Below are 25,606 nucleotides of genomic sequence, written 5' to 3' on the forward strand. Positions count from 1 at the left end.
CCGACAGCGGACAGCCATTCCCTTACCACCGTAACGGTGTAATCATCATTACATGACTACCAAGACCACTGCGGAAGCCTGGCTGGCCGGCCGACTCCCCACCGACTGGTTCACCGGCCCCGTCGAGGTCACCCGCGACCGCGACGAGCTCATCATCATCGGTGACCTCGCCGAGCCCGACCTCGGCGACGACCCCGACGACACCGACCGCACCATCGCCGCCCGCGGCCGGATCAAGTCCTTCCGTGAGGACACCCGCGAGCGGCGCATCGAGATCGCGCGCGAGCTGGAGCACCTCAGCGGCCGCAAGGTCTCGTGGGGCGTGCGGGTCGGCGAGACCGAGGCCCTCTTCACCCACCTGGCGGCCCCCGTCATGACGCGGCTGCGCCAGTCCGAGCGCAAGGTGCTCGACACCCTCGTCGAGGCCGGTGTCGCGAAGTCGCGCTCCGAGGCGTTGGCCTGGTGCGTCAAGCTCGTCGGCGAGAAGTCCGACAGCTGGCTCGGCGAGCTCCGCGAGGCGATGGCCCACGTCGACGAGGTGCGCAAGAAGGGCCCCGCGGCCTGAACCCGGCCCCGCGGCATACCCCGGCGTCCGCGGCATACCCGTCTCACGCGGCATACCCCGTCTCACCTTTATCGGGTTGAGCAGGAAGGTTGCGCTTCACCCCAGAAGCGTTCTCGGGTGAAGCGCAACCAAGTCCCTACACCCGATAAAGGGAGGTATGCCGGGTGGCTGGCCCCGCGGCCTGAACCCGGCCCCGCGGCATACCCCCGGCGTCCGCCCACGGCGAACATGAGCCGACTCGGCTCAGGGCGGGGAACAGTGGGGGAGTGCCCCGCGTTCCCCCAACGAGTCGTTCGACAGGGCTTATTTCGTCCCGATCAGGTATCGGTCAACGGAAGGCGTACGCCGGGTCCGCGTCGCACGGATAGCATCGAGGTGATCTCGATAGGCAGGAGCAGAAGATGTTTGAACGGTTCACCGACCGGGCCCGTCGGGTGGTCGTGCTCGCGCAGGAAGAAGCGCGCATGCTCAACCACAACTACATCGGCACGGAGCACATCCTGCTCGGTCTCATCCACGAGGGTGAAGGCGTCGCCTCCAAGGCTCTGGAGAGCCTCGGCATTTCGCTGGAGTCGGTCCGCGAGCAGGTGCAGGAGATCATCGGCCAGGGCCAGCAGGCCCCCAGTGGCCACATTCCCTTCACGCCCCGGGCGAAGAAGGTCCTCGAGTTGAGCCTGCGCGAAGCGCTGCAGCTCGGCCACAACTACATCGGCACCGAGCACATCCTGCTCGGCCTCATCCGCGAGGGCGAGGGCGTCGCCGCCCAGGTCCTCGTCAAGCTGGGCGCCGACCTCAACCGCGTGCGGCAGCAGGTGATCCAGCTCATCTCCGGCTACCAGGGCAAGGAGGGCGGCTCGGGCGCCGGCCTGGCCGGCAACGTCCAGCAGGAGGGCACCCCCGCGGGCTCCCTCGTGCTCGACCAGTTCGGCCGCAACCTCACGATGGCTGCCCGTGAGGGCAAGCTCGACCCGGTCATCGGGCGTGAGAAGGAGATCGAGCGGGTCATGCAGGTGCTGTCCCGCCGCACCAAGAACAACCCGGTGCTGATCGGTGAGCCCGGCGTCGGCAAGACCGCCGTCGTCGAGGGCCTGGCGCAGGACATCGTCAAGGGCGAGGTGCCCGAGACCCTCAAGGACAAGCAGCTCTACACCCTCGACCTCGGCGCCCTCGTCGCCGGCAGCCGCTACCGCGGTGACTTCGAGGAGCGGCTCAAGAAGGTCCTCAAGGAGATCCGCACCCGCGGCGACATCATCCTGTTCATCGACGAGATCCACACCCTCGTGGGTGCGGGTGCCGCCGAGGGCGCGATCGACGCGGCCAGCATCCTCAAGCCGATGCTGGCCCGTGGCGAGCTCCAGACCATCGGTGCCACCACGCTCGACGAGTACCGCAAGCACATCGAGAAGGACTCGGCCCTCGAGCGCCGGTTCCAGCCGATCCAGGTCGCCGAGCCCACGCTCAGCCACGCGATCGAGATCCTCAAGGGCCTGCGCGACCGCTACGAGGCGCACCACCGGGTGTCCATCACCGACGGCGCCCTCGTCTCCGCGGCCAACCTCGCCGACCGCTACATCAACGACCGGTTCCTCCCCGACAAGGCGATCGACCTGATCGACGAGGCGGGCGCGCGGTTGCGCATCCGCCGGATGACCGCACCGCCGGACCTGCGCGAGTTCGACGAGAAGATCGCGGCCGTGCGGCTGGAGAAGGAGTCGGCCATCGACGGCCAGGACTTCGAGAAGGCCGCCAGCCTGCGTGATGACGAGAAGAAGCTGCTCACCGCCAAGGCGGAGCGCGAGACGCAGTGGAAGTCCGGCGACATGGACGTCGTGGCCGAGGTCGACGAGGAGCTCATCGCCGAGGTCCTGGCTGCCAGCACCGGCATCCCGGTCTTCAAGCTCACCGAGGAGGAGTCCAGCCGACTGCTCCACATGGAGGACGAGCTGCACAAGCGCGTGGTCGGCATGGACGACGCCATCAAGGCGATGTCCCAGGCGATCCGTCGCACCCGCGCCGGTCTGAAGGACCCGCGTCGTCCCGGTGGCTCGTTCATCTTCGCCGGTCCGACCGGTGTCGGTAAGACCGAGCTCGCCAAGACGCTCGCCGAGTTCCTCTTCGGCGACGAGGACAGCCTCATCCAGCTCGACATGTCGGAGTTCTCCGAGAAGCACACGGTCTCGCGGCTCTTCGGCTCGCCCCCCGGCTACGTCGGCTACGAAGAGGGCGGCCAGCTCACCGAGAAGGTCCGCCGCAAGCCGTTCTCCGTCGTGCTGTTCGACGAGGTCGAGAAGGCCCACCCCGACATCTTCAACACGCTGTTGCAGGTGCTCGAGGACGGCCGCCTCACCGACTCCCAGGGCCGGATGGTCGACTTCAAGAACACCGTCATCATCATGACGACCAACCTCGGCACGCGGGACATCACCAAGGGTTCGCTCGGCTTCTCGGCCGGCGCGGACACCCGCAGTGACTACGACCGCATGAAGAACAAGGTCACCGACGAGCTCAAGCAGCACTTCCGTCCCGAGTTCCTCAACCGCGTCGACGACATCATCGTCTTCCCCCAGCTCACGCGCGAAGAGATCGTCGCCATCGTCGACCTCGAGATCGCCAAGCTGGACAAGCGGCTCAAGGACAAGGACATGGGCATCGAGCTCACCATCGAGGCCAAGAACGTGCTCGCCCTCAAGGGTTACGACCCCGTGCTCGGTGCGCGCCCGCTGCGTCGCACCATCCAGCGCGAGATCGAGGACGTCCTGTCCGAGAAGATCCTCTACGGCGAGCTCAAGGCCGGCGAGCTGGTGCTCGTCGGGGCGGAGGGCGAGGGCAAGAGCGGCACGTTCACCTTCGTCGGCACCCCGCACCCGGGCAGCATCGAGCTCCCGGTCGTGGAGACCGTGGGCGACTCGGCCGACGCCGGCTGAGGCACGACCCCAAGCACGATCGAGGCGAGGTATGCCGCGTGGTCACCACGCGGCATACCTCGCCTGTCGGCCACTCATGCAAAAGGCGAGTTAGCGACACCCATGAGGGGCGCTAACTCGCCTTTTGCATGAGTTAGCGACGGGCGGGTGGCCGGGACAGCTCAGGCGAGGCGGTCGAGCATCTCGCGCAGGTAGCCGATCTGCACTGACTGCGTCACGTGGATCTCGTCGCCCATCTGCGTCACGACATCGTCGGTGCCGTCACGGTGCTGCTGGACCACCATCCGCAGCGCGCCTTCGTGGTGGGCCGTCATCAGCGTGAGCCAGAGCCGGTCGGCCGCTGCGCCCCTGGCGTCCTTGAGCTCGCGCAGCTGGGCCTGGGTCGCCATGCCGGGCCACCTCGTCGTCCCCCCGGCCGTGCGCGGGTCCGGTATGCCGCGGGCGAACCCGTGGCGGCCCGCCGGCGGACCGTTTCGCATCGGCGGCGGGTCGCGGCATACATTGGAGCGCGTGTCTGAGTCCTCCCTCCCCCGCCGTACGCTCCTCTTCGGGCTGTTCGCCGCCCCCCTGACGATCGCCGCCTGTTCGAGCGACAAGCCGAAGCCGGCCGCGTCGAGCAGCACCACGACGCCGTCGTCGACGACGAGCAGCGCCACCGCTGCGCCGCCGGGGGTGACCGGAGCCGGACTGCCTGCCGACCTGCTGGCGGCGATGAGCGCTCTCTACCTCGGGGGCCGGGTGTCCGTCACCACCGCCAGCGTGGGCGCGGCCCTGGGGAAGCGGAAGACCCGCACCGCCCCACTCAAGGTGACCGGCTCCACCGGCACCTGGCAGGGCTCGCCCATCGCGACCGTGGTGCAGGGCAAGGACCTCACGCTGCTGGTCAAGGAGGGCACCGCCTGGAAGGTCGTCGGCGGCTGGTGGCCGTCGCTGTCGGTCTACCGTCCGCCGTTCCCGACCATGCGGATCCTCGCGATCGGATCGGACGCCCGCAACCCGCAGCCGGTCACCAAGTGCCGCGGCGACGCGCTCCACATCATCGGTGTCGACGCGAAGAAGGGTGTGGGCGGCATCGTGGGCATCCCGCGCGACTCGTGGGTGCCGCTGTCGACCGGTGGAAACGCCAAGGTCAACGCCTCCCTGGTCTTCGGTGGGGTCGGCGGCATGGTCACGACCATCGAGCGCGCCAGTGGCGTGCCGATCGACGGCTACGTCATCACCGGCTTCAAGGGGTTCCGGGCGATGGTGCGCAGCCTCGGCGGCATCGTGTTCGTCGCGTCGCGCTCGGTGCAGAGCGTGGACGGCTTCCGGATCGTCAAGCCCGGCACCAACAAGCTGGACGCCAAGCACGCGCTGGCCCTGGCCAGGGAGCGCAAGCACCTCCCCAACGGTGACTTCGGCCGGTCCGCCAACCAGGGCGCGCTGATCAAGGCCGGCATGGTCATGGCGCGCAAGGCCGGGCCGGGCGCCCTGGCCGGCCTGCTGTCGAAGATGGGGCCCCACCTGAGCACCGACCTCACCGTCGGCGAGGTCCTCAACCTGTGCGCCAGCCTCTACGTGAACACCGGGGCCGGGGTGCCCAACAAGGTCGTCCCGGGCGCGATCGGCACCCGCGAGGGCCAGTCCGTGGTGCTGCTCGGCTCGGGGGCGAGGTCGATCTTCCGGGACATGAAGAACGGCCGCCTCGGTGCCTGAGCCCACCGCGCCTGAGCCCACCGCGCCTGAGCCCACTGCGCCTGAGCCCACTGCGCCTGAGCCCACCGCGCCTGAGCCCGCGGTGCCTGAGCCCGACACCGCTGGCGCCGCGACGCCGGCCGGGCCGGTCACGATCCGGGCGGCGCGCACCAGCGACATCCGGACGATCCGCGAGATCGTCCGGCCGCATGCCGACTCCCGGGTGCTGGTGTCCAAGGACGCCGTGACCTACTACGAGGCCCTCCAGCAGTTCCGGGTGGCCGAGCAGGACGGGGTCGTCGTGGGCTGCGGCGCCCTGCACGTCATGTGGGAGGACCTCGCCGAGATCCGCACGCTCGCGGTGCGGCCCGAAGCCAAGGGCCACGGGGTCGGGTCGCTGCTCATGGAGGCGCTCGTCAGCGATGCGAGGGCGCTGGGGGTCGAGCGGTTGTTCTGCCTGACCTTCGAGGTGGACTTCTTCACCCGACACGGCTTCGACGTGATCGAGGGACAGGCCGTCGAGCCCGAGGTCTACGCCGAGCTCGTCCGTTCCTACGACGAGGGTGTCGCCGAGTTCCTCGACCTCGAGCGGGTCAAGCCGAACACCCTCGGCAACACCCGCATGCTGAGAACTCTCTAGCCCGGGAGTGGGGTGGCGTGCGGTCGGTGGTGGCGGGTCATCCTGATCCGCACGGACGTGGCCAGCACCAGGAGCAGTAGCGCGGAGATGACGCCGAAGCCGAGGCGCGGGATCAGGGGCAGCGCGATCCCGATCCCCCCGCCGATCACCCAGGCGATCTGCAGGACCGTCTCGGACCACGCGAACACCCTGGTGCGGACCGTCTCGTCGATGTCGCGCTGCACGACGGCGTCGCTGCTCAGCTTGATCAGCTGCGCCCCCAGGCCTGCCACCAGCCCGAGGACCAGCAGGGTGGTGAGCGAGTAGAACAGCGCCGCGGCGAGGGCTGCCAGCACGTCGGCGATCAGGGCCACCGCGATGATGAGGTCGGGCCGCAGCCGGCGCAGGGTGTTGCCGACCACGGTGCCGAGCGCGTTGCCCGCGCCGGCCGCGCCGACGACGAGGGCGAGCACGAAGGTGCCGCTGTGCCCGGGCAGGGGGTGCTCGCGCATGAGGAAGGCCATGAACAGGGTGAGGAACCCGGTCAGCAGCCGGGCGCCGATGGCGCTGCAGAGGGCGGTGAGCACCGTCACCGGGAGGGCCGCGACCCGGGCCCGGAGCCGTTGGAAGAGCCCGAGCCGTCGGCCTTCGCGGCGCGGGACGGGCAGCGGGCCGGTGTCCTCGATGTCCTGCTCGCCGGTGCTGGAGTCGACCCTGGAGGGGAGTCGGATCGCCAGCACGGTGCCCACGACGTAGATGACGAACGCCAGCCGCAGGGACCACTCGGGGCCCACTCGGGCGACGGCCCCTGCGAGGCCACCACCCACGGCCATGCCAGCGACCCCGGCGAGCGCGTTGCGGGAGTTGGCGTTGACCAGGCTGAAGCCGGGTGGCAGCAGCCGGGGGACGGCCGAGGCGCGGGTGACGCCGTAGGCCTTCGAGGCGACGAGGCAGCCGAGCGCCGCCGGGAACAGCCAGGGCGAGTCGTTGGCGACGGCCCCGGCCAGCACCCAGCACAGGAAGGCGCGGAGCGCGAGGGTCGTGCCGATGGCCCAGCGCCTACCGTGCCGGAACCTGTCGAGCAGCGGTCCGATGAAGGGGGCGAGCAGCGCGAAGGGTGCCATCGTGAGGACGAGGAACTGGGCCACCTGTCCCCGGGCCTCGTCGGTGGGGATGGCGAAGATGGTGCCGGCCAGCGAGACGGTGAGCGCGGCGTCGCCCATCAGGTTGACGAAGTGCAGCTCCACGAGCCGCGCGAGCCCGCTCTCGCCGGCTCCGGCCGAGTGGGTGTAGGCGCGGGCCCGGCGGGCCCCGGCCCGGCTGCCCCGCCCCGCCAGCCTCGCCCCGGCCAGGGTGCCGCGCCCCACGACCCGACCCGTGCGGGTTGCCCCGACGCGCAGCGCCCGGGCGGCCCGGCGACCGGTGGTCTTCGATCCGGGGGTGGCAGCGGTGGGTGGGGGGTCGCCGGGGGGCACGCTCACCTCAGCTCGCCTCCCGCGAGGCCGGCAGCCGGAAGCGACCGCGGGGCAGCGGCTCGACGAGGCCGTCGGCCACCAGGGAGTCGAGGCACCGCTCGCGCTGGACCTCGTTGTCCGACAACGCTTCCAGTGCCGACCGAGGCACGGGGTCGGTGCTGGCGCGCAGCACGGCCAGGAGTGCGCCGCGGAGCTGGCGATCCGTGCCCTCCCACGCCTGACCCCTGCGGGCCGGACCCTGGTGAGCCGGCCGGCCGGCGAGCTGCCAGGCGCACAGGTCGGCGACCGGGCAGTCCGAGCACCGGGGCGCACGGGCGGTGCAGACGATCGCCCCGAGCTCCATGACCGCCACGCTCCACGTCCGTGCCCGAGCCGCGTCGGCAGGCACCAGCCCGGCGGCGACGGTCAGCTCGGCCCGCGTCGGCGACGGCGCGGCATACTCCTGACCGCCGACGACGCGAGCCAGCACGCGGCGCACGTTGGTGTCGACGACGGTGGTGCGCTCGCCGAAGGCGAAGGTCGCGACGGCGGCGGCGGTGTAGGTGCCGACGCCGGGCAGGGCGAGCAGCTCGGCCTCGGTCGCCGGGACCGCGCCGTCGTGGCGCTCGGTCATGGCGACCGCAGCGGCGTGCAACCGCAGCGCGCGTCGCGGGTAGCCGAGCCGACCCCACGCGCGCACCGCCTCACCCGGGGCGTCGGCGGCCAGCGCGCTCGGGGTCGGCCAGCGCGAGAGCCACGCGTGCCAGACCGGCTCGACCCGGGCGACCGGGGTCTGCTGGAGCATGACCTCGGACACGAAGATGCCCCACGCCGTGGCGTCGGGTCGTCGCCACGGCAGGTCGCGCGCGGACACGGCGTACCACTCCAGCACCTCGCGGTGCAGACGTTCGGGAGCGGTGCCGGTGCTCACACGTAGCGTTCGAGGATGCTCGACTCGGCCAGGCGGGACAGGCCCTCACGGACGGCCCGGGCGCGGCCCTCGCCGACGCCGTCGACGTCCATGAGCTCCTCGAGGTTGGCCGCCAGCAGCTTCTGGAGGCTCCCGAAGTGCTCGACCAGGCGGTCGACGATGGCGCCCGGCAGTCGGGGCACCTTGCTCAGCAGCCGGAAGCCGCACGGGCTCACGGCCGAGTCGAGGGCGTCGCCACCGACCGCGAAGCCCACGGCCTTGGCCCCGGCGGCGAGGTCGAGCAGCTCGGTCGAGGTCAGCTCCTCGAGGGCCGCCATCGCCTGCTCGAGCGTGAGGTCGGCCTTGGTGACCGGCAGGTAGTCACGGATGACGAGCTCGCGGTCGTTGCCCAGCCCGCCGGTGAGCTCCTCGAGCTGGAGGGTCAGCAGCCGGCCGTCGACGCCGAGCTCGACGACGTAGCCGGAGATCTCGTCGCGGATGCGGCGCACCATCTCGAGGCGCTGGAGCACGCTGGCCACGTCGCGGACCGTGACGAGGTCTTCGATCTCGAGCGCCGAGAGGGTGCCGGTGACCTCGTCGAGGCGTGACTTGTAGCGCTCGAGGGTCTGCAGGGCCTGGTTGGCGCGGGAGAGGATTGCGCTGGAGTCCTCGAGGACGTGGCGTCCGCCGTCGACGTAGATGGCGACGATGCGCATCGACTGGCTCACGGAGATGACGGGGTAGCCGGTCTGCTTGGCCACCCGTTCTGCGGTGCGGTGCCGGGTGCCGGACTCGCTGGTCTCGATGGACGGGTCGGGCACCAGCTGGGTGGCGGCGCGCAGGATCCGCGAGGCCTCCCGATCGAGCACGATGCCGCCGTCCATCTTCGCGAGCTCGCGCAGCCGGGTGGCCGAGAACTCGACGTCGAGGGGGAAGCCACCGGTGGAGAGCTGCTCCACGGTGCGGTCGTGCCCGAGCACGATGAGGGCACCAGTGCGCCCACGGAGAATGCGTTCCAGACCGTCGCGCAACTCGGTACCCGGTGCCACGGCGGCGAGGGTGGCGCGCAGCGCGTCGTCCTCGCGAAGATCCACTGGTCAAACCCCTTTGGTGCCGCCGGTCCGGTCTGGCGCGAGTCTAACCGTGCGCCGGCTGCAGGGCGGCCCGCACCGCGCCACGGATGTCGTCACACTCCACGACCTGCATGCCATCGGGCGTCGGTCCGCTGCCCAGCACCCCGGTCGGGACGTAGGCCGTGCGGAACCCGAGCCGGGCGGCCTCGGCGAGCCGTCGCGGCATGCCCGAGACGGGTCGGATCTCGCCGGCCAGCCCGAGCTCGCCGAACGCGATGGCGTGGTCGGGCAGGGGTTGGTCCTTGACCGCGCTGGCCACGGCGAGGGCGATGGCCAGGTCGGAGGCGGGCTCGGTCAGGCGGACGCCACCGACGGTGGAGAGGTAGACGTCGGCGTTGCCGATCGGCGCCTGCGCCCGCTTGGCGAGCACGGCGATGATCATCGAGACGCGGGCCGAGTCGAGCCCGCTCGTCGCGCGTCGCGGCGTGGGGATCTCGCTCTTGGCCACGAGCGCCTGGACCTCCGTCATCAGCGGCCGACGGCCCTCGAGCGTGACCGTGACGCAGGTGCCGGGGACCGACAGCGTGCCTCGGGAGAGGAACAGGCCGCTGGGGTCGGGAAGGCCCACGATGCCCACGTCGGAGAGGTCGAAGCAGCCCACCTCGTCGGTCGGGCCGTAGCGGTTCTTGACCGCCCGGACGAGCCTCAGCCGCGAGTGCCGGTCGCCCTCGAACTGCACCACGACGTCGACCAGGTGCTCGAGGACGCGAGGACCGGCGATGGAGCCGTCCTTGGTGACGTGCCCGACGAGGATGGTGGCGATGCCGCGGGCCTTGGCCACCTGGATCAGTGAGGCGGCCACCTCGCGCACCTGGGTGACGTTGCCCGCGGAGCCCTCGACCTCGCCGCTGGCGATGGTCTGCACCGAGTCGACGATGACGAGGTCGGGCTGGACCTCGTCGATCTGGCCGAGCACGGTGGCGAGGTCGGTCTCCGCGGCGAGGAACAAGGTCGCGGCCATCGCCTCGATCCGCTCGGCCCGCATCCGCACCTGGGCGGCCGACTCCTCGCCCGTGACGTAGAGGACCTTGCGCCCCTCGCCCGACCGGGCGGCGCGGGCGGCCACGTCCAGGAGCAGGGTGGACTTGCCGATGCCGGGCTCACCGGCGACGAGGACGACGGCGCCCGGCACCAGCCCGCCACCGAGCACGCGGTCGAACTCGCCGACGCCGGTGCTCTGCGCTTCGGCCCGGCGGGCGTCGACCTGGCCGATCGGCACGGCGGGCCGCTCGACGCGGGTGGCGGCGGTGGTGCGGACGGTGACCGCGCCGATCTCGCTGACGCTGCCCCACGACTGGCACTCGCCACAGCGGCCGACCCACTTGACGGTGGTCCACCCGCACTCGGAGCAGCGGAAACCGCTCGACCTGGTCGACGTCTTCGCTGCCATGGGCGACAACCTACGGGGGGCCGCCGACAACCCGGTGAAGGGCGGGGGTCAGTGGCCCTCGGCGACCTTCTTGAGGCCGTCGAGCATGCCCTGCCAGTTCTGCGAGAACTCCTCGGCCTGCTTGGCGCTGTCACACCCGTCCTGGGTCAGCTTCAGCGCCGTGCCGTCGCCGGACGGGGAGAGCTCGTAGCGGACCGTGTGGTAGTTCTCGGGCACGTCGTCGGCACCGGTCAGCGGGCTGTAGTGGGTGACCTCGAGCAGCCTCCCGGGCTCGGCCTGCAGCACCTCACCCTTGTCCTGGTAGGGCTTGCCCTCCCACTCGCCGCTCCACGTGATCGGGCTGCCTGGCTGCCAGTCGCTGGCCACCTCGCTACCCATCATGTACTCGGCGACCAGCTTGGGGTCGGTCATCGCCTGCCAGACCCGGTCGGGGTCGGCGTCGACCTTGGTGTTCGCGGTGGCGACGTGCTCGGTCATGGTGCCTCCTGTGGTCAGGGGTGTCCGGTTCTTCCACCCTGTACCGGGTCGGCGGCGCTGTCCACCCCAGTGGTCACACCGTCGGTCGTGACCCCCCTGACCCACTTCAGTAGCGGCGCCACCACAGGTTGACCGCGTAGTCGACGCCCGTGCCGTCGTGCTCGGCGAGGATCCCCTCGGCGGCGGTCTCGGAGAACTCGATGCGCACGACCTCCTCGAAGTCCTCCCGTGAGTCGAGCTCCCACGAGATCGTGAGGCGCTCGCGCGACCAGCCCTGCCGCGCCCAGAACCGCTCCACGGCGGCGGCGTCGTAGGACGGGTTGGCGCGGGAGAACCAGCGTCCGAAGGTCGAGCGCGTGGCGTCGTTGTCGATCACGTATGCCGTGCCACCGGGTCGCACGACGCGGTCCAGCTCGCGCAGGCCGGGCTCGCAGCCGGCCCCGAAGAAGTAGGCCCACCGGGCGTGGGCGAGGTCGACCGACGCGTCGGCCAGCGGCAGCGCCTGGGCGACGCCCTCGCGGACCTGCACCGACGGCATACCGGCGACGCGACGCTCGGCGATCGAGAGGAGTGGCGGGTGGGGTTCGACACCCACCACGCTGGCGCACCCGAGTGCGGCGAAGCGGGGGAGGTGGAACCCCGTGCCGCACCCCACGTCGACCAGGTCGGCCCCGGCGAACGGGTGCAGGGCGTCCATGGCCGACTCGAGCAGGCCGGCCCGGTCGACCCCGAGGTTCTCGACCTCGTAGACGTCGGGGGCGTCCCAGATGTTCGGGCTGCGCGTCGGCTCTGGCCGACCCGAGTCGGTGCTCATCGTCTCGGTGCGCTCATCGTCGTGGTGGTCACCGGGCCTTGCGCGCCTCTTGGGCGGCCAGCGTCGCCGGGTGGACCAGGAGGGGCAACATCTTGCGGGAGTAGGCGTTTCGCGCTGCCTTCACGCTGGCGAGGTGCGCCTCGCAGCGGATCTCCAGCTCGCTGTACGCCTCTTCGCCCATCAGCTCGACGAGCTCGCCGCGGTTGCTGCGGAAGACCGGCTCACGCCCCACGTGCGCCTCGGGGTTGCTGGAGCAGTACCAGTCGAGGTCGTGGCCGCCGGGCCCCCAGCCGCGCCGGTCGTACTCGGTGATGCTGACCTCCTGCCAGCTCGAGCCGTCGGGGAGCTCGACCTTGCGGTAGGTGCGGCGGATCGGCAGCTGCCAGCACACGTCGGGCTTGACCGTGTGCGGCTCCTTGCCGGTGAGGACGGCGTGCTGGTGCAGCGCGCAGCCCGCGCCCGCAGGGAACCCGGGCCGGTTGAGGAAGATGCACGCGCCGTCGACCACCTTGGTCTTGAGGGCGTCGTCCTCCTTCTCGGTCCAGGCGCCGACCTTGGTGGAGCCGGGGTGCAGCTGCCACTCGTCCTCGCCGAGCTCCTTGACGGCCTTCTTCACCCGCTTGATGTCGTCGTCGTCGGTGAAGTGGGCGCCCAGGGTGCAGCAGCCGTCGTCCGGCCGGCCGGCGTAGATGCCCTTGCACCCGCTGCCGAAGATGCACGTCCAGCTCGACGTCAGCCAGGTCAGGTCGCAGCGGAACCGCTGCCCCGAGTCGGCGGGGTCGGTGAACTCCACCCAGATCCGGGCGGTGTCGAGCGGGGTCTCTGCCACGTCCGTAACCCTACGTCGTGCCTTGCCACTCCTCAGGATTGGCCCGTATGCCGGTCTGTCGCCGACGCCGTCGCCAGACCACCGCGACGCCCCGCCCAGCCGGTGCTGCCCGCGAGCGCCCCGGGTGTCGTAGCGTGCACCCATGCGCCTCGGAGTCATCGACGTCGGCTCCAACACGGTCCACCTGCTCGTCGTGGACGCCCACCGGGGCGCCCAGCCCCTGCCGGCGACGTCGCACAAGATCGAGCTGCGGCTCTCCGAGCACGTGAGCGACGCGGGTGACATCGCCGAGACCGGGGAGGCCGCGCTCACCGGCTTCATCCACGAGTGCCTGGCGGTCGCGGAGGACCAGGGGGTCGAGGAGGTCATGGCGTTCGTCACCAGCGCCATCCGTGAGGCCCCCAACGGCGAGGAGGTGCTCGCCCGCGTGCGGGCGGCGACCGGGGTGGCCCTCCAGGTGCTGTCCGGCGAGGACGAGGCGCGGCTGACGTTCCTGGCCGCCCGGCGGTGGTTCGGCTGGTCGAGCGGCACCCTGCTCGTCGTCGACATCGGCGGGGGCTCCCTCGAGCTCGCGGCCGGCATGGACGAGGAGCCCGATGCCGCGGTGTCCCTGCCGTTGGGGGCCGGTCGGCTCACCCGTGACCTCCTCCCGGGGGACCCGCCCGGCGCCGACGTGGTTCGCGAGGCGCGCCGCGTCATCCGTCAACGGCTCGCCGCGGCGATGCGCCCGCTGGCCAAGGCCGGCACCGCCGACCGTGCCGTCGGCACCTCCAAGACGATGCGCTCGCTGGCGCGCGTCACCGGCGCCGCCCCGAGCAGCGACGGTCCGTATGCCGCGCGCAGCCTCGAGCGCGTGGCGCTCGCCTCACTCGTCAGCGACCTCGGGTCGATGACCTCCCGCCAGCGCACCGGGCTGTCCGGCGTCTCGGCCAGTCGGTCGCACCAGCTGCTCGCGGGTGCGCTCGTCGCCGAGGCCGCGATGGACCTGCTCGACCTCGACCGCCTGGAGATCTGCCCGTGGGCGCTGCGCGAGGGAGTCATCCTCAGCAGGCTCGACACGATGGGCTGAGGGCCGCTCGCTAGGCTCGGGGGCATGGCTGGAGCGGTGTCGATCCCTGGGGCCACGGTGGCTCTGTCGACCGCCTCGGTCTACCCCGACACGTGCGCCGCCGGCTTCGCCACCGCAGCGCGTCTGGGCTACGACGCCCTCGAGGTCATGGTGTGGACCGATCCGGTCTCCCAGGAGGCCGGTGCGCTCGCGGCACTCTCCGAGCTGCACGGCATACCCGTCGTGTCGGTGCACGCGCCCACCCTCCTGCTGACCCAGCGCATCTGGGGACCGGACCCGTGGACCAAGGTGGACAACTCGATCGCCCTGGCCCAGGAGGTCGGGGCGTCCACGGTCGTGCTGCACCCGCCGTTCCGCTGGCAGAAGGAGTACGCGGCGGAGTTCGTCGAGGGGGTGGCGCTGCGTGAGCACGAGACCGGCATCGCCCTGGCCGTCGAGAACATGTTCCCGTGGCGGGCCCGGCAGCGGGAGTTCGAGGCCTACCTGCCCCACTGGGACCCGGTGCCGCAGGCCTACGACAACGTCACGCTCGACCTGTCGCACACGTCGACCGCGGGCTCGGACGCCATGGCCATGGCCGCGGCCCTCGGTCCGCGGCTGCGCCACGTGCACCTCGCCGACGGCCTCGGCTCCCTCAAGGACGAGCACCTCGTGCCCGGCCGCGGCAGCCAGCCGTGCGCCGAGTTCCTCGAGATGCTGGCGTTCAGGCGTTTCGCGGGGTCGGTCGTCGTGGAGGTCGGCACCCGCAAGCTGACGCCCGACCAGCGGGAGGTCGACCTGGCCGAGGCCCTCGCGTTCGCGCGCCTCCACCTCGCCACCGCGTCCACGGCAGACGTCTCATGAGTCCGCGAGGACGCCGGCCGGGCGGCGTCGACACCCGGCAGGCCATCGTCGAGGCGGCGCGGGTCGACTTCGCCGAACAGGGCTACGACGGCACGTCGCTGCGCGGGATCGCGCGCCGGGCCGAGGTCGACCCGGCCCTCGTGCACCACTACTTCGGTGGCAAGCCGCAGCTGTTCGCGGCGGTGATGGACATCCCTGCCGACCCTGCAGCGCTGATCAGCGCGGTGGTCTCCGGCCCCCGCGACCAGGTCGGCGAGTCGCTCGTGCGCACCTTCCTCGCGGTGTGGGACTCCGAGGAGGGCCGGCAGCGGTTCCAGGCCCTCGTGCGGGCGGCGGTCACCCACGAGGACGCCACCCGGATGCTGCGTGAGTTCCTCACCCGTGAGGTGTTCGGGCGGGTGGTGCGCGAGCTGTCCACCGAGGGGGAGCCGTCGGCGGGGCTGGAGGTGCGGGCCGGGCTCGCGGCCTCGCAGATGATCGGGCTGGCGATGATGCGCTACATCGTGGAGTTCCCGGCCGTCGTCGACGCGACGCACGACGAGCTGGCCGCGCTGGTCGGGCCCACCATCCAGCGCTACCTCGCCCCGTAGGGCGAGCCCGCGGCATACCGCCCGACGACCACGCTCGCTGCCACCGCGGCTGGGCTGTGCTCGCGCTGGTCCCCACGCGCCCGAGCGTGGTCGTCCGGCGACGAGGCAGAAAGGTCTTGTCGGCAGGCGCTCCCGGCGCTATATTCATCGCATGATGAAAAACGTCATCGAGATCGCGAACCTCCGCGTGGTGCGGGGCAGTCGCGAGGTGCTGCCCGACCTGTCCGTGACGGTCCCGGCGGGCCAGGTCGTCGGGCTGCTCGGCCCCAGCGGGAGTGGCAAGTCCACCCTGATCCGCGCCGTCGTCGGCGTCCAGGTGGTCGAGTCCGGCGAGATCACGGTGCTCGGCGAGCCGGCCGGGTCGCCGTCCCTGCGCCGCCGGATCGGCTACGTCACCCAGAGCCCCAGCGTCTACGACGACCTGTCGGTGCGGGCCAACGTCCGCTACTTCGCCAGCATCCTCGGCGTCCGGGCCGCGGCCGCCGACGAGGCGATCGAGGCCGTGGACCTCACCAGCCATGCCGACGCCCTCGTCGGCAACCTCTCCGGGGGCCAGCGCTCGCGCGTCTCGCTCGCGGCCGCACTGGTCGGCGACCCGGAGCTGCTCGTGCTCGACGAACCCACGGTCGGGCTCGACCCCGTCCTTCGTCGCGACCTGTGGGAGCTCTTCCACCGCCTTGCGGCACAAGGCCGTTCGCTGCTCGTGTCGAGCCACGTCATGGACGAGGCGAGTCGTTGCGACCGGTTGCTGCTGCTCCGCGAGGGCCAGATCCTCGCCGACGACACCCTGCCGGCCCTCCTCGCCCGGACCGGCACCGACGACGCCGAGCAGGCGTTCCTGGCCCTGATCGACCGCGCTGCCCAGGAGGCACGATGAACGCCCACCGCACCCTCGTCACCGCCGGGCGGGTCCTCGCCCAGCTCCGGGCCGACCACCGGACGATCGGGCTCATGCTCGTCGTGCCCTGCGTGCTCGTCGGGTTGCTGGCGTGGATCTTCGAGGGCACGCCGGTCTTCGACGGTCTCGGCGCCTCGCTGCTCGGGGTCTTCCCGTTCGTCGTGATGTTCATCGTGACGAGCATCGCCACGCTCCGGGAACGGACGTCCGGCACCCTCGAGCGTCTCCTGACCACGCCGATGGGCAAGGGCGACTTCATGTTCGGCTACGCCCTCGCGTTCGGCGTGATGGCGGTGCTCCAGGCCCTGATCGCGACCGCGTTCGCGGTCTACGTGTGCGGGCTCGACGTCGCCGGGCCGCTGTGGCAGCTCGTCGCCGTGGCCGTGCTCGACGCGCTGCTCGGGACAGCGCTCGGCCTGCTCGCCAGCGGGTTCGCCCGCACCGAGTTCCAGGCGGTCCAGTTCATGCCGGCGTTCGTCCTGCCGCAGTTCCTCCTGTGCGGCCTGATCGTCGCCCGCGACCGCCTGCCGGACGTCCTGCGCTGGGTGTCGGACGTGCTGCCCCTGTCGTATGCCGTCGACGCGATGAAGTCGGTCACCGCCAGTGCCAGCCCGGGCGCCGACGTGGCGGGGGATGCCGCCGTGATCGCGCTGTGGGTGCTGGTGGCCTTGGTCCTCGGCAGCCTCACCCTGCGCCGACGCACCGCCTGACCTGCTCGTTCCTACGTTCTTCGGCGGACCCCGTGCCGCCCGCCCGGAGTTACCGTGAAATCGCCCGACAGAGGGGCTCCTGCAGGGGGGCACTTGTGTGGCCGAGATGTGGTTTGTCGGGCCGGTGGCGGTGCGTCGTGCCCGCGACCGTGATCCGTGACGGGAAGCCACGAGCTCACCCCGCTAGACCGTCACCCGTGGTGGTCGGGGTGCGCGATGTCGCGAAGCAACGTTCTCAGGTCTCTGACGAGCGCGGTGGGCGTGGTGTCGCTGTGCGCCGCCGCCCTGGTCGGTGCAGCAACGGCTGCCTCGGCCGCGCCCGCACCCGTGGTCCCGGTGCCCGTCTCCGCGGTCAGCGCCGACGCGCTGCCCACCGTCCAGGTCAACGGTGTGGTCTGGTCACAGGCGGTGGTGGGCAACACCGTGTATGCCGCGGGGTCCTTCAGCAGCGCCCGTCCGGCCGGCTCGGCGCCGGGGACCAACCTCGTGGCGCGCAGCAACCTCCTCGCCTACAACATCACCACGGGTGCGCTGGTCACGTCCTTCGCGCCGCAGGTCAACGCCCAGATCCTGTCGGTCGCGGCGTCCCCGGACGGCAGCCGCATCTACGTCGCCGGTGACTTCACGTCGATCAACGGACAGGCCCGCCGGCGGGTGGCTGCGTTCGACACCGCCACCGGGGCGCTGAGCACGGCCTTCAACCCCACGGGGGTCAACTCGCAGGCGCGGGCCGTCATCGCGACGGCCGACTCCGTCTACGTCGGCGGTGGCTTCGCGGGACTCGGCAACGGGCAGCTGCGCAACAACCTCGCCGCCTTCCGGGCCTCGGACGGGGCGGTCCTGCCCTGGAACCCCAACGCCGACTACACCGTGTGGGCGATCGCAGTATCCGGTGACGGCCAGTGGGTGTTCGCCGGCGGGTCCTTCCAGAACGTCGGTGGTCAGTCCGCCATCGGGCTCGCCAAGATCAACGGGGCGACGGGCGCTCTCGACCCGACCTGGGACCCGGCCGTGAACAACCGTGGCCCGGACACGGGGATCAGCAGCCTGCGGGTCCAGGGCAACTTCGTCTACGGGACGTCGTGGTCGTTCGGCAACGGGGCCAACCTCGAGGGCGCCTTCAAGCTCCCGATCACGAACTCCACGCTCGTCTGGGTGACCGCCTGCCACGGCGACAACTACTCGGTCTACCTGATGGGCGGGGTCGCCTACACGGCCAGCCACGAGCACTACTGCGGCGCCATGGGCGGCGGCGCACCGCAGTACCCGCAGTGGAAGTTCCAGCACTCCCAGGCCTGGACCGACGCGGTCGGTGGCCAGATCCTCAGCGACAGCCTCGGCTACCCGAACTGGCGCGGCACCAACGCGCCGTCGATCGTCAGCTGGAACCCCGACATGACGATGGGCAGCTACACCGGGCAGTACCAGGCGGGCTGGAACATCGCCGGCAACAACGACTACGTCGTCTACGGCGGGGAGTTCCCGACCGTGAACGGCGTCGGCCAGCAAGGCCTCGTGCGTTTCGCCCGCCGTGGCCTGGAGCCCAACAAGGAGGGCCCGCGCTTCTCCGGTGGGACCTTCGTGCCCAGGCTCGTGGCCACCTCGTCGTCGACGGTGCGGGTGAGCTGGACGGCCGGCTACGACCGGGACGACTACACGCTGACCTACCGCGTGATCCGCAACGGGGCCACCGGCTCGCCGCGCCTGACGACCACCGCGAACTCGACCTGGTGGTCGCTGCCCGCAGTCGGCTTCGTCGACACTGGCCTGACTCCGGGCGCCACCTACACCTACCAGCTCATCGCCAACGACCCCAGTGGCAACACGGTCTTCGGCGCCAACGCCAGCATCACGATGCCGACGTCGTCGAGCCCCAGCAACGGCTACGCGCAGTCGGTGCGGGCCAACGGGGCCCGCATCTACTGGCCGATGAACGAGACCTCGGGGCTGACGATCAACGACCGCGCGGCCGGTACCGCCGCCACGACCGGCATCGGGGTGACCGACGGCCGTGGCGACACCGGGATCCAGTGGAACCAGTCCGGCGCCATCGCCGGCGACACCGCGGCGGCCCTCACGAACAACGACTTCAGCCGGGTGTTCGCCCTCGGGTCCGAGACGGCCCCGGACACCTTCACCTCCCAGGTGTGGGTCCGCACGTCCACCGGCAGCGGTGGCCGGATCCTTGGCTTCAGCGACCTCCAGAACGGCAAGTCGGCCCACCGCGACCGGCACCTGTACATGGACAACTCCGGACGGATCGTCTTCGGCGTCTACGGGCAGGACGGCACCCTGCGCACGGTGATCAGCCCGTCGGCCTACAACAACAACCTGTGGCACATGCTCACGGCGACGATGAGCAGCGCCGGCATGCGCCTCTACGTCGACGGCAACCTCGTCGGCTCGAACACCGGCACCACGGCGGGTGAGGCCTACCTCGGCTACTGGCGGCTCGGCGGCGACGTCCTCGGCACCGACGACGGTCGTCCCGGCTGGACCCCGCGACCGGCGTCCAACAACTTCGTCGGCAGCGTGGACGAGGTAGCCGTCTACCCGACGGCGCTGTCGCAGGCGGCGATCCAGGCCCAGTACGCCCTGCGCAACGGTGGGGGTGGCGGCAACCAGCCGCCGACAGCTTCCTTCACCTGGAGCGCTGCCGGGCTCAGCGCCTCGTTCGACGGGTCCGGGTCGAGCGACCCGGACGGGTCGGTGACGGGCTACTCGTGGAACTTCGGGGACGGCACCCCCACGGGAAACGGGGTCACCCCGAGCCACACGTATGCCGCGCCGGGCACCTACACCGCGCAGCTCACCGTGACGGACAACCAGGGCGCCACCAGCAGCACCACCCGCCAGGTCACCGTCGCAGCGGCCAGCGTCATCGCGATCGACACCTTCAACCGCACGGTCGCCGGCGGCTGGGGCCAGGCCGACACCGGTGGCACCTGGACCCTGACCACTGCGGCGAGCAACTTCGCGGTGGGGAACGGGGCCGGCACGATGCTGCTCGCGGCCTCGTCGGGGCCGTCCGCCTACCTCACGTCCACCTCGGCACGGGACGTCGACCTGCGCACCACCCTCGGTTTCGACAAGCCGGCCACCGGGGGTGGCGTCTACGCCTCGGCCGTCGTGCGCCGGGTAGGCACCTCCGACTACCGCGTGAAGGTGCGCGTGACGGGCGCTGACACCACGGCATACCTGGCTCGCACGGTCGGGGGCGTCGAGACGATCCTCACGAGCGTGCCCCTGCCCGGCGTGGTCGTCGCCGCCGGCGACGCCCTGTCGCTCCGCGTCCAGGCGGTCGGCGGCGGCACGACGACCCTGAACGGCAAGGTCTGGAAGGCCAACACGGCTGAGCCCACGGCGTGGACGACGACGACGACGGACTCGACCGCCAGTCTGCAGTCTCCTGGCGCCGTCGGCCTCTACGCCTTCCTGTCCGGGTCGGCGACCAACTCACCCATCACCCTCTCGGTGCCCGACTTCCGCGCGGACGCGCCCTGACCCGGGGTGCACCAGCCCGCGCAGCACCGGTGCCGCGGGGCGGTTAGCCTTGTCGACGGTCGTGACCCCCCACGGCCGCCGGATGGAAGGACCCCCGTGGACGCCAGTGACCTGCTGCGCAACAGCCTGCTCCAGCTCTCCAAGAGCGATGCTGTGCGACAGACGATCGAGAAGGCGCCGGTCAGCCGAAGCGTGGTCAGGCGGTTCGTCCCGGGCGACCGCACCGAGGATGCCGTGTCGGCGACGGCGGAGCTGAGGGCAACCAACCGCCTGGCGACCATCGACTACCTCGGTGAGGACACGACCGACCTCACCCAGGCCATCCGCACCCGCGACCACTACATCGACCTGCTCAAGGCGCTCGCCGACGCCGACCTGTCGCAGCACGGCATGGGCGAGGTCAGCCTCAAGCTGTCGGCGCTCGGCCAGTACCTGCCCGGCGACGGCGACAAGATCGCGCTCGAGCACGCCCGCGAGATCTGTCAGGCCGCGGCGAACGCCGGGACCACGGTCACCCTCGACATGGAGGACCACACCACCACCGACGCGACCCTGGAGGCCCTGCGCGAGCTGCGCCAGGACTTCCCGTGGGTGGGCGCCGTGATCCAGTCCTACCTGCACCGCAGCGAGGGCGACTGCCGCGACCTGGCCCACGAGGGCAGTCGGGTCCGGCTCTGCAAGGGCGCCTACAAGGAACCCGAGTCGGTCGCCTACCAGAGCAGCGGCGACGTCGACCAGAGCTACGTGCGCTGCCTCAAGATCCTGATGGGCGGCGAGGGCTACCCGATGGTCGCCAGCCACGACCCCCGACTCGTCGAGATCGCCGGGGCCCTGGCCGCCCACCACCGGCGCGACCCCGACAGCTACGAGTTCCAGATGCTCTACGGCATCCGCCCCGAGGAGCAGAAGCGGATCGCGGACCGGGGCAACCAGATGCGGGTCTACATCCCGTACGGCGAGGAGTGGTACGGCTACCTCATGCGCCGCATGGCCGAGCGCCCCGCCAACACGATGTTCTTCCTGCGCGGCCTGGCCACCAAGAACTAGGCCGGCTCGGGCGGATATCGCGCGCACCGGGACCGCCGCGACTGGAAGACTGCCCGCATGGGAACTGTGGCGATACTCGGTGCCGGAGTGATGGGCGAGACGCTGTTGTCGGGACTGATCCGGTCCGGGCGCAGCGCCGACGAGCTGATCGTGACCGCGCGCCGGCCCGATCGCGCCGACGAGCTCGCCCAGCGCTACGGCGTGCGGGCGATGTCCAACATCGAGGCCGCCGAGGCCGCCGACACCCTGGTCCTCGTCGTGAAGCCCCAGGACATGGGCGGCCTGGTCGAGGAGATCGGCGACCACGTGTCCCCCGGCAACCTCGTCGTGAGCCTGGCCGCCGGCATCCCCACGCAGTACCTCGAGAGCCGGCTGCCCGCCGGGGTGGCGGTCGTCCGCGTCATGCCCAACACGCCGGCCCTGGTCGACCAGGGGATGGCCGCCGTCAGCCCGGGTCGCAGCGCGGACGCCGCGCACCTCGACGAGGCGTCGGAGCTGCTGCGGTCCTGTGGCCGGGTGGTCCAGGTCGCCGAGAAGCACCAGGACGCCGTCACGGCGATCAGCGGCAGTGGCCCCGCCTACATCTTCTACGTCGTCGAGGCGATGATCGAGGCCGGCGTCGTGCTCGGCCTGCCCCGCCCGACCGCGACCGAGCTGGTCGTCCAGACCCTCTTCGGCGCGGCGACGATGATGCGCGAGACCGGTCAGCACCCGACCGTCCTGCGTGAGCAGGTCACCTCGCCCGGCGGGACCACCGCCGCGGCGCTGCGCCAGCTCGACGACCACAAGGTCCGCGCCGCGTTCATCACGGCGATGGAGGCCGCGGCCAACCGCTCGCACGAGCTGGCGTCGGGGAATGACTGACCCGACAAGCGACTCGGGTGGTGCGCCCACCACCGGGCGGCACCCGGGGCGAGACCCCGGCCTGACCATCCACCCGGTCGAGCCGTCCGTCTGGCAGGTCTACCGCGCCGTGCGGCTGGCCATGTTGCTCGACACCCCGCTCGCCTACGGCAGCACCTTCGCCCGGGAGGTGGCCTTTCCCGACGAGCTGTGGGTCGAGCGGATGGGCGACAGCCACGGGTGGCTGGCCTTCGAGGGAGAGCTGCCGGTGGGGGCGGTCACATCGTTCCACGCCCCCGACCAGCCCGACGACGAGTCCCACCTGGTGGCGATGTGGGTGGCCTCCCACGCGAGGGGCCGGGGGGTGGCGGACCGGCTCGTCCGAGCCCTCATCGACCACGCCCGTCGCGCCGGCGTGCGCCGGGTCACGCTCGCCGTGGCCGACGACAACGAGCGCGCAATCGGCTTCTACGAACGGGTCGGGTTCACCCGCACGGGGCGGACCGGCGAGCTGCCGCACCAGCCCGCGGTGACGGAGTTCGAGATGGAGCTCCTGCTCAGCGAGCTGCCAGTCGGCTCTGGGTGAACACTCGGCAAACCCCCATGACGAAAGAGCCCTCCGTCGTGCGACAGTGGGGTCATGAGCGACATCTCCGTGCGTGCCCTGGGTGAGGACGAGTGGGAGCAGTACCGATCGGTGCGGCTGAACGCGCTCGAGGAATCGCCTGAGGCCTTCGTGGCCACCGTCGACGAGGAACGCGCCTACGACGAGGACTTCTGGCGCACCCGGATGCGGCGCAGCCAGCGGCTGCTCGCCGAGCAGGACGGCGCCCCGGTCGGGGTCGCCAGCCTCGGCCAAGCCCGCCAGGAGGGTGAGAAGGAGAACACGAAGGTGGCCGAGCTCTTCGGCCTGTGGGTGGCCCCTGCCGCTCGTGGCACGGGGGTCGCCAGCCAGCTCGTGCAGGCCGGCGCCGATGCCGCGCGGAAAGAGGGCCGCAGCCACCTCGCCTACTGGGTCGGCGCCGACAACGGTCGCGCCGTCGCGTTCGCGAGCGGGTTCGGGTTCCGACCGACCGACAGCCGTCGTCCGATGCGGGTCAAGGGTGCCGACGACGACGAGGACGAGGTGGCCATGGTGCTGCCGCTCGGCGAGGACCGCGGCGTTCCCAACCTCTGAGAGCCGTCGGTATGCCCCGTGGCGCTATCTCATGCAAAAGGCGAGTTAGCGCCGGCGCTAACTCGCCTTTTGCATGAGATAGCGGCGGCTAGGGGCGAGATGCGAGGCGGTCGAGCAGGTCGGTCGGGCCGCTGACGATCAGGGTGTCGTGCGCGGTCACCTTGGTCTCTGGCACGGCATACGTGAAGTCGCTGTTGGGTGACTTCACGCCCACCACCGTCACGCCGTACTTGCTGCGAATTGCGCTCTGCTGCAACGTGAATCCGATGGCTTCCTGCGGCGGCTTCATCTTGACGATGGCGAACCCGTCGTCGAACTCGATGTAGTCCATCAGCTTGCCGTTGAGCAGGTGGGCGACCCGGCGCCCGCTGTCGACCTCGGGGGAGATGACGTGGTGCACGCCGATCCGGTCGAGGATGCGGGCGTGCTCGGGCGACAGGGCCTTGGCCCAGATGGTGGGGATGCCGGCGTCGACGAGGTTCATCGCGCAGAGCACCGAGGCCTCCACCGACGAGCCGATGCCGACGACCGCGATCTGGAAGCTGCGGGCCTTGAGGTTGGCGACCGACTGCGGCTGGGCGGCATCGGCCTGCACGATGCGGCCCACCTTGCCCAGGAACGACTCCGCGAGGTGTGGGTCGCGCTCGACCGCGACCACGTGGTGCCCGAGCTTGGTCAGCTCGATCGCGACCGCACTGCCGAACCGGCCGAGGCCGATGACGAGCACGTCGTCCTCGTAGAGCTTCTTCGCCACTGCGGTCCTCCGCGGCATCGGGGATGGTGAGACCTCCCACGCTAGCGCGTCCCTGCAGGTGGGACCGTGCTGTCGGGAATCGTCGCCCGACGGGTAGCGTCGGGCCATGCCCTCACAGGTGCGGGTGGTCTGGGACCCCGGCTTCACCGCCTACGACTTCGGACCGGGTCATCCCATGAACCCGGTCCGGCTCGACCTGACCGCCCGGCTCTGCGAGGCGATGGGGGTGTTCGACCACGAGGGGGTCGAGGTCTTCTCGCCACCGGTGCCGGACGACGAGGTGCTCACCACGGTCCACACCCCCGACTACGTCGCCGCGGTGCGCGCCGCGTCCGCGTCCCCCGACCGTGCCGACCCGGCATACGGGCTCGGCACCGATGACGACCCGGGCTTCGCGGGCATGCACGACGCGAGCGCCCGCGTGGTCGAAGGCACCCGCCAGGTGTGCGCCGACGTGTGGGAGGGCCGCACGCAGCACGGCGTCAACTTCTGTGGCGGCCTGCACCACGCCATGGCCGGCAACGCCGCAGGGTTCTGTGTCTACAACGACATCGCCGTCGGCATCCAGTGGCTGCTCGACCACGGCGCCCAGCGGGTGGCCTACGTCGACATCGACGTCCACCACGGCGACGGCGTGGAGCGCATCTTCTGGGACGACCCCCGCGTCCTCACCATCTCGCTGCACGAGTCGGGTCGGGCGCTCTTCCCGGGCACCGGCTTCGCGGGCGACATCGGCGGGACGACGGCGCAGGGCGAGGCCGTCAACGTCGCCCTGCCACCGGGCACCGGTGACTCGGCCTGGCTGCGGGCGCTGCACTCGACCGCGCTGCCGCTGGTGCGCGCCTTCAAGCCCGACGTGCTGGTCACCCAGCACGGCTGCGACACCCACGCCCAGGACCCGCTCGCCCACCTGGCGATGTCGGTGGACGCCCAGCGGGTGGCCGCCGACGCCCTGCACCGCCTGTCGCACGAGGTCTGCGACGGGAAGTGGGTGGCGCTCGGGGGAGGCGGCTACGAGCTGGTGCAGGTCGTGCCGCGGAGCTGGACCCACCTGACCGCCATCGCCGCGCACCAGCCGATCGCGCTGACCGAGCCCGTGCCGCAGGACTGGCTCGAGCACGTGCGGCAGGCCTTCGGTCGCGAGGGGCCGCGCAGGATGGGTGACCTCGACCCCGCCGCCGGCCCGATCTGGCACCAGCCCTGGGACCTGGGTTACAACCCCCACGACGAGGTGGACCGGGCCATCATGGCGACCCGTCAGGCGGTCTTCGCGCTGCACGGGCTGGACGTCTGGTTCGACTGACTCGTCGACCCGACTCGGTCCAGCAGGAGTGACACTCGTGTGATTCGTCAGGTCCCGACGGCGTGTCGACTGGACAAGC

At 71.3% G+C, this 25,606-nt stretch carries 24 protein-coding genes; 15 read left to right on the plus strand and 9 right to left on the minus strand.

Features of this window, described 5'->3' with window-relative positions:
- The first annotated feature begins 52 nt into the window (after positions 1–52).
- Positions 53–565: a hypothetical protein gene (locus tag AC1DWJ_RS06550; protein WP_457254112.1), complete on the plus strand. Its 513-nt coding sequence runs from the start codon at positions 53–55 to the stop codon at positions 563–565.
- 401 nt (positions 566–966) lie between these two features.
- On the plus strand, positions 967–3,489 hold the full coding sequence (locus AC1DWJ_RS06555) for an ATP-dependent Clp protease ATP-binding subunit (protein ID WP_477620303.1): 2,523 nt from the start codon (positions 967–969) through the stop codon (positions 3,487–3,489).
- Between the two features lie 161 nt (positions 3,490–3,650).
- Here AC1DWJ_RS06555 and AC1DWJ_RS06560 read toward each other — a convergent pair whose 3' ends face one another.
- A complete protein-coding gene (locus AC1DWJ_RS06560; RefSeq protein WP_477620304.1) occupies positions 3,651–3,968 on the minus strand; it encodes a DUF305 domain-containing protein in 318 nt (105 codons plus the stop codon).
- A gap of 31 nt (positions 3,969–3,999) precedes the next feature.
- Between AC1DWJ_RS06560 and AC1DWJ_RS06565 the strand changes: the two genes are divergently transcribed.
- Positions 4,000–5,184, plus strand: coding sequence for an LCP family protein (locus AC1DWJ_RS06565; protein ID WP_477620305.1), 1,185 nt, complete (start codon positions 4,000–4,002; stop codon positions 5,182–5,184).
- Positions 5,185–5,266: 82 nt separating this feature from the next.
- Positions 5,267–5,803 carry an amino-acid N-acetyltransferase gene (locus tag AC1DWJ_RS06570; protein ID WP_457254108.1) on the plus strand — a complete coding sequence of 179 codons (537 nt, stop codon included), beginning with the start codon at positions 5,267–5,269 and terminating at the stop codon, positions 5,801–5,803.
- On the opposite strand, the gene AC1DWJ_RS06575 is transcribed toward AC1DWJ_RS06570, so the two are convergent.
- The 7 genes from AC1DWJ_RS06575 to AC1DWJ_RS06605 all read right to left on the minus strand — a co-directional run bounded on the left by AC1DWJ_RS06575 (position 5,800) and on the right by AC1DWJ_RS06605 (position 12,789).
- Complete coding sequence (locus AC1DWJ_RS06575; protein WP_457254107.1) at positions 5,800–7,263, minus strand: MFS transporter; 1,464 nt, start codon at positions 7,261–7,263, stop codon at positions 5,800–5,802. The genes AC1DWJ_RS06570 and AC1DWJ_RS06575 overlap by 4 nt on opposite strands.
- Position 7,264: 1 nt before the next feature.
- Positions 7,265–8,167, minus strand: coding sequence for an HhH-GPD family protein (locus AC1DWJ_RS06580; RefSeq protein WP_477620306.1), 903 nt, complete (start codon positions 8,165–8,167; stop codon positions 7,265–7,267).
- Positions 8,164–9,240 (minus strand): DNA integrity scanning diadenylate cyclase DisA, encoded by a 1,077-nt coding sequence (disA, locus tag AC1DWJ_RS06585; RefSeq protein ID WP_457254105.1) that lies wholly within the window; start codon positions 9,238–9,240, stop codon positions 8,164–8,166. The genes AC1DWJ_RS06580 and disA overlap by 4 nt, the downstream gene beginning before the upstream one ends.
- 43 nt (positions 9,241–9,283) lie before the next feature.
- Positions 9,284–10,669, minus strand: a complete 1,386-nt coding sequence (radA, locus tag AC1DWJ_RS06590; protein ID WP_477620307.1) for a DNA repair protein RadA — start codon at positions 10,667–10,669, stop codon at positions 9,284–9,286.
- A gap of 48 nt (positions 10,670–10,717) precedes the next feature.
- Positions 10,718–11,146, minus strand: a complete 429-nt coding sequence (locus tag AC1DWJ_RS06595; RefSeq protein WP_477620308.1) for an SRPBCC family protein — start codon at positions 11,144–11,146, stop codon at positions 10,718–10,720.
- A gap of 106 nt (positions 11,147–11,252) precedes the next feature.
- Positions 11,253–11,960 (minus strand): class I SAM-dependent methyltransferase, encoded by a 708-nt coding sequence (locus AC1DWJ_RS06600; protein ID WP_477620309.1) that lies wholly within the window; start codon positions 11,958–11,960, stop codon positions 11,253–11,255.
- Between the two features lie 28 nt (positions 11,961–11,988).
- Positions 11,989–12,789, minus strand: a complete 801-nt coding sequence (locus AC1DWJ_RS06605; protein ID WP_477620310.1) for a DUF3109 family protein — start codon at positions 12,787–12,789, stop codon at positions 11,989–11,991.
- Between the two features lie 142 nt (positions 12,790–12,931).
- Here AC1DWJ_RS06605 and AC1DWJ_RS06610 point away from each other — a divergent pair, with 142 nt between their 5' ends.
- The 10 genes from AC1DWJ_RS06610 to AC1DWJ_RS06655 all read left to right on the plus strand — a co-directional run bounded on the left by AC1DWJ_RS06610 (position 12,932) and on the right by AC1DWJ_RS06655 (position 23,470).
- Positions 12,932–13,858: a Ppx/GppA family phosphatase gene (locus AC1DWJ_RS06610; RefSeq protein ID WP_457254100.1), complete on the plus strand. Its 927-nt coding sequence runs from the start codon at positions 12,932–12,934 to the stop codon at positions 13,856–13,858.
- Positions 13,859–13,882: 24 nt separating this feature from the next.
- The gene (locus AC1DWJ_RS06615; protein ID WP_457254099.1) at positions 13,883–14,701 is read left to right on the plus strand and encodes a sugar phosphate isomerase/epimerase family protein; all 819 of its coding nucleotides are present in this window, start codon (positions 13,883–13,885) and stop codon (positions 14,699–14,701) included.
- The gene (locus tag AC1DWJ_RS06620; protein ID WP_457254098.1) at positions 14,698–15,291 is read left to right on the plus strand and encodes a TetR/AcrR family transcriptional regulator; all 594 of its coding nucleotides are present in this window, start codon (positions 14,698–14,700) and stop codon (positions 15,289–15,291) included. Before AC1DWJ_RS06615 ends, AC1DWJ_RS06620 begins: the two co-directional genes overlap by 4 nt.
- 151 nt (positions 15,292–15,442) lie before the next feature.
- Complete coding sequence (locus tag AC1DWJ_RS06625; protein ID WP_477620311.1) at positions 15,443–16,168, plus strand: ABC transporter ATP-binding protein; 726 nt, start codon at positions 15,443–15,445, stop codon at positions 16,166–16,168.
- Entirely contained in the window at positions 16,165–16,899 is a 735-nt protein-coding gene (locus AC1DWJ_RS06630) for an ABC transporter permease (RefSeq protein WP_457254096.1), read from the plus strand. The genes AC1DWJ_RS06625 and AC1DWJ_RS06630 overlap by 4 nt, the downstream gene beginning before the upstream one ends.
- Positions 16,900–17,160: 261 nt before the next feature.
- Positions 17,161–20,403 (plus strand): PKD domain-containing protein, encoded by a 3,243-nt coding sequence (locus AC1DWJ_RS06635; protein WP_477620312.1) that lies wholly within the window; start codon positions 17,161–17,163, stop codon positions 20,401–20,403.
- A 96-nt stretch (positions 20,404–20,499) separates the two neighbouring features.
- A complete protein-coding gene (locus AC1DWJ_RS06640) occupies positions 20,500–21,450 on the plus strand; it encodes a proline dehydrogenase family protein (RefSeq protein WP_477620313.1) in 951 nt (316 codons plus the stop codon).
- A gap of 57 nt (positions 21,451–21,507) precedes the next feature.
- The gene (gene proC, locus AC1DWJ_RS06645) at positions 21,508–22,314 is read left to right on the plus strand and encodes a pyrroline-5-carboxylate reductase (RefSeq protein WP_457254093.1); all 807 of its coding nucleotides are present in this window, start codon (positions 21,508–21,510) and stop codon (positions 22,312–22,314) included.
- Positions 22,307–22,879 carry a GNAT family N-acetyltransferase gene (locus AC1DWJ_RS06650; protein WP_477620314.1) on the plus strand — a complete coding sequence of 191 codons (573 nt, stop codon included), beginning with the start codon at positions 22,307–22,309 and terminating at the stop codon, positions 22,877–22,879. Before proC ends, AC1DWJ_RS06650 begins: the two co-directional genes overlap by 8 nt.
- Positions 22,880–22,933: 54 nt before the next feature.
- Positions 22,934–23,470: an N-acetyltransferase family protein gene (locus AC1DWJ_RS06655; RefSeq protein WP_477620315.1), complete on the plus strand. Its 537-nt coding sequence runs from the start codon at positions 22,934–22,936 to the stop codon at positions 23,468–23,470.
- A gap of 88 nt (positions 23,471–23,558) precedes the next feature.
- On the opposite strand, the gene AC1DWJ_RS06660 is transcribed toward AC1DWJ_RS06655, so the two are convergent.
- Positions 23,559–24,242 carry a potassium channel family protein gene (locus AC1DWJ_RS06660; RefSeq protein WP_457254090.1) on the minus strand — a complete coding sequence of 228 codons (684 nt, stop codon included), beginning with the start codon at positions 24,240–24,242 and terminating at the stop codon, positions 23,559–23,561.
- A gap of 88 nt (positions 24,243–24,330) precedes the next feature.
- On the opposite strand from AC1DWJ_RS06660, the gene AC1DWJ_RS06665 reads away from it, so the two are divergent.
- Positions 24,331–25,527 (plus strand): acetoin utilization protein AcuC, encoded by a 1,197-nt coding sequence (locus AC1DWJ_RS06665; RefSeq protein WP_477620316.1) that lies wholly within the window; start codon positions 24,331–24,333, stop codon positions 25,525–25,527.
- Positions 25,528–25,606: the final 79 nt, after the last annotated feature.

Source organism: Pedococcus sp. P2_D7 (genome assembly GCF_056404295.1).